We start from the raw sequence: 3922 nt of genomic DNA, 5'->3' as shown, positions 1-3922 counted from the left end.
ATCCTCCCGCACGGATCGGACCTCCACCCGCTGGGCGGTAGGCAGCCCCCTTGAGAGATCCACCAGCTGAAAGAAGACCGTCACCGTGGGGAAACGGGTGATGTCCACGCCGAGGGGCCGGGCCTTCAGGAGGCCACCCTGAGCCAGAGCGGCCGGAGCTCCGAGATTCAGCGACAGGCCCAGCCCTCCCAGAGAGATCAAGGGCAGGATGAAGGCCATCCACAACCGGCGCATCCGCTTCATGCATCCCCCCATTTCGGATATTCAAAGGCCACCTCGAGCTCCACGTTCCCGATGCGCAGCCGAACGCCATCGTGGAGCGGATAGGGCCGGCCCCGGTCCATCGGAACGCCGTCCATCCACGTCGTGTTGACCGTCTCGGGGAAGATCTGAATCCACCAGGCGCCTTTCTCCCACCATAGACGGGCATGGCGACGGGAGACATATCGCCCGCTATCCTCGGGGGCCAGATCCACCTCCGGCCCCTGGCCTTCCTGTCCGGAGCGACCCATGATGCCCTCCCCCTCCAGGCGGAAGGCCCGCCCGGATCGGGTGCGCAGCACCAGCGCGGGCGGATGGGCCAGGATCTCTTCAACCCGATCCCGAAGCGCGGCGGCCTCCGGATGCTGGGGCGCGCGCTGCAGGACCCATCGGATAGCCTCCCGAGCGGCCTCCAGCTGCCCTTCCCGGAGAAGCTGACGGGCCCGCTCCAGCCGCTGGCCGATCTCCTCCTGAAGGCGGGCCTCTTCGATCTCCCTCTTGAGCATCAGCGCTTCGGGATGATTGGGCTGGACCTGAAGAACACGCTCGACATGCTCTGCAGCCAGGTCCAGCGCCCGAAGCTCGAGGAGGGCCTGCGCCTCAGCGCGCCAGAAGTCCATGGCCCATCCCCGCTCCAACAGGATCTCCGCCAGGGCCTCCAGTGCAGCGGCTGGGTCCTGAAAACGATCCTGAGGCTTCTTGGACAGGAGCTGCAGCAGCCAGCGCTGAAAAGCCGGAGGCACATCGGAGCGCTGCAGCGGCGGAGGGGATTGGGTGCGATGGGCCTCGCGACAGCGAGCCGGATCATCGGACGGAAACAGGGGGCGTCCCTCCAGCATATGGTAGGCGATGGCCCCCAGGGCATAGAGATCCGTAGCGGATCCCGCCTCACCTCCCTCGATGAGCTCCGGAGGCAGATAATCCGAGGTCCCGATGGCATCCCAGGGGCTGATCCCTGGCTGGGTTCGATACACCGCCCGGGCCAGGCCCGGATCCGTCACATAGAAACGTCCCCTCTCACCCCGGACCAGATTGCTCAGCTTCAGGGAGCCATGGAGGCCGATGGCCTGGCTCAATACCCGCAACGCCAGAAGCGTCCGCCAAAGGCACTCGGCCACCTGGCTGAACGATAGACGCCCCCCCTCCTGCTGCAGGATCGCCCCCATCGGCGTCGCCCGCTCAATCCATGGGGAAACCACATACACCACATCCTCGTTCGGGTCATAGCCTGTTTCCACAGGAACCACCACATAGGGATGGGAGATCCGTTGCAAGCGCTCCACCAGATGCTGGAGAGCCTCCTCCAGCCCAGGCCGATCCTGAATCAGAAAGGAATGGAAAACCTTCAGGGCCCGGAGATTCCCCTGCGTATCCCGAGCGCGATACAGGGTCCCCAGCTTGCCCTGCTGGACTTCGCTCTCGATCCGATAGGGTCCGACGCGTCGCCGGGCTCTCATGAACGCACCTCAGCCGCCCGGGATCCGGAAGCCCCCATCGATCGCCTCCGGCTGGCCTCCTCTCCCGGCGGGGTTGAGGGGAACATATAATCCACCATCCGTCCGATCGCCTCCAGCAACCCGGGCCGTCGCAGCACATCCCCCGGAGACCGGTCCCAAGCCATCCAGGGATCTTCCGGGACCGCCGCCAGCCAGCTGATGCCACGCAGCAACCGCTGAAGAGTATCCGGGCGGATCTCACTACGACGGGTAGCCCGGTTCAACACTACACCGATCTCCCCGGGGATGGCGCTCCGCTGCAGGAGATCGAGGCCCAGATGGGTCGCTTGCAGGGCCGCCAGATCGGGGGTGAGCACCAGAACGATTCGATCCGCCCGCTGCAAGGCCAGGAGGGTGAGGAAATCAGCGGAGGGAGGGAGATCGAGGACGACATACCGGTAATAGGCGCGGAGATTGATCAGAAGGTGATGCAGAGCGGTGGCCAGGGCGTGTTCGATCCGAGCGTGCTGAACACATCGCCGGTTCACATCCTGCAGGATCTCGTCTTCCACCGCCCGTCCATCGGAAAGCAGCCGGGCAAGGCGGTCCAGCTCCGGCGCCTCCTCCGGGGGCAGGCGATGGAGGAGGAAGAGATCCCGCAACATGCCGTAGTGATCCTCCTCACGCGGGGCAGCCAGGAAGTCGAACCGTAACGCCTCACGGGCCCGGGTAATGAGGGCGTCGACAATGGCCGGGGACCATTGCTGGAAATCCAGGCTCTCCAGCCATGAACGAGAGGCCGGATGGCCGACGAGCGTCTCGGTCATTCCCGCGTGCCAGTTGAGATCGACATAGACGACGCGGGAGGGCTCGGGGGGCGCTGCGGCCAGGCGATCCGCCAGGCCCAGGGCCAGGGTGGTTTTCCCGACGCCTCCCTTCAGGCTGAACACCGCCACCACCCGTCCGGTCTCGCGGCGGGTGGCCACCGTGCGCGCCCGCAGCAAATCCCGAACCCGCTCCATCGACTCGATCCATCCCTGGAAGCGCATGGGGCGGGTCATTCGCAGCACATCGTCAGCGCCCGAAGCCATGGCGCTCCGTAGATAGCGCGGATCATCGAAGAGGGTATCGCTCACCACCAGGATCACCGCCGCCTGGGGCATCATCTGGGAGATCTGCCGGCACGTGCTCAGCTCCGGAACCCCTCCGGCGTTCTCCGTTAGCAGCACAATCTCCGGAGAGGGACGCACATGGGGCAGCAGTTGAACCGCCTGATCCGGGCTGGCGAAGACCCGCACCAGGTGTACTCTCCCGCTGTTTATCAGAAACTCCCGGATCCCCTTTTCCCACTCCGGATCGCTGGTGATCAGAACCACCGGGATCAGATCCCCTCGTTGCTCCATCCTGGATTCCCCCCACCGATCCGTGCATTGTGCCCTGACTATCCAAGGATCCAGCTCATGGCCCAATCGCGCGATCCCGCCTGATGAACGGGACGCTCTCGATCTGTTCGTCCCCAAATCGGCGCAGGACGAATCGGATTTCCTTCGCAAAGTTACGCATGTAGGTCAGACGGGCCGCATCTTCCAGGCTGAGATCCAGGATCACTACCATATCCGGCGCCAGCTGGCCGCTGGGCAGCAGCCGCCCAACCGTTGCCCCCACCAGCTCCCCTTCCCGTGGCAGCAAACTGCTGACCGCCAGAACCCGGACGTTCTGCAGCATCACCATGGTCTGCCCGCCCCCATCGGCACCTCCTTCCATGGAGACCAGCACATCCACATGGTTGCCCGGTCGGATCAGACCGGACAGGCCGGTCTCCGAATTCACGCTGATCGCTACCGCCCGCCGCCCCGGCTCCAACCCCAAATTCCGATCCAACATGCTCCACGCCAGCACCGAGTCCTTCGGGATCGGAACCATCACCACCCATCCGTCCAGATCGTCGCCCGCCCGCACCAGACCCTGCAGTTGATTAAAGTAGTAGACCGGCAGACGGGCCCGCCGGAAATATTCCCCCACGTTGTCTCGACGTAGGACGGTGAACGGAGGCACCTCTTTCTGGGCCACCAGCACCTCCAGCTGCTCACCCGTGACCCGGGTGGCCTGTTGCACGATGCCCAGCCCAAGCCCTACCGTCACGAGTCCAATGACCAGCGCCGCACCCGTCAGAATCCACGCCGTCCGCCTCATTCTCCGTCACTCCACCTCCTGGCAAAGCCAGG

At 64.9% G+C, this 3922-nt stretch carries 4 protein-coding genes; all 4 read right to left on the bottom strand.

Going from position 1 to position 3922, the window contains the following annotated elements:
* A partial coding sequence (locus VAE54_RS06745) for a hypothetical protein (protein ID WP_322801183.1) occupies positions 1–243 on the bottom strand: 243 nt, incomplete at its 3' end.
* Positions 240–1718, bottom strand: a complete 1479-nt coding sequence (locus VAE54_RS06740) for a protein kinase domain-containing protein (RefSeq protein WP_322801182.1) — start codon at positions 1716–1718, stop codon at positions 240–242. The genes VAE54_RS06745 and VAE54_RS06740, both read right to left, overlap by 4 nt.
* Positions 1715–3100 (bottom strand): hypothetical protein, encoded by a 1386-nt coding sequence (locus tag VAE54_RS06735; protein WP_322801181.1) that lies wholly within the window; start codon positions 3098–3100, stop codon positions 1715–1717. Before VAE54_RS06735 ends, VAE54_RS06740 begins: the two co-directional genes overlap by 4 nt.
* A gap of 55 nt (positions 3101–3155) precedes the next feature.
* A complete protein-coding gene (gene cpaB / locus VAE54_RS06730) occupies positions 3156–3890 on the bottom strand; it encodes a Flp pilus assembly protein CpaB (RefSeq protein ID WP_322801180.1) in 735 nt (244 codons plus the stop codon).
* Positions 3891–3922: the final 32 nt, after the last annotated feature.

The organism is Thermoflexus sp. (assembly GCF_034432235.1).
GTDB lineage: Bacteria > Chloroflexota > Anaerolineae > Thermoflexales > Thermoflexaceae > Thermoflexus.
This window is presented reverse-complemented; position numbering and strand designations above follow the sequence as displayed.

Bases quoted from the DNA above. Each gene is read 5' to 3' on its own strand.
- VAE54_RS06740 (WP_322801182.1), bottom strand. From the start codon at position 1,718: ATGAGAGCCCGGCGACGCGTCGGACCCTATCGGATCGAGAGCGAAGTC.
- VAE54_RS06735 (WP_322801181.1), bottom strand. From the start codon at position 3,100: ATGGAGCAACGAGGGGATCTGATCCCGGTGGTTCTGATCACCAGCGAT.
- cpaB (WP_322801180.1), bottom strand. From the start codon at position 3,890: ATGAGGCGGACGGCGTGGATTCTGACGGGTGCGGCGCTGGTCATTGGA.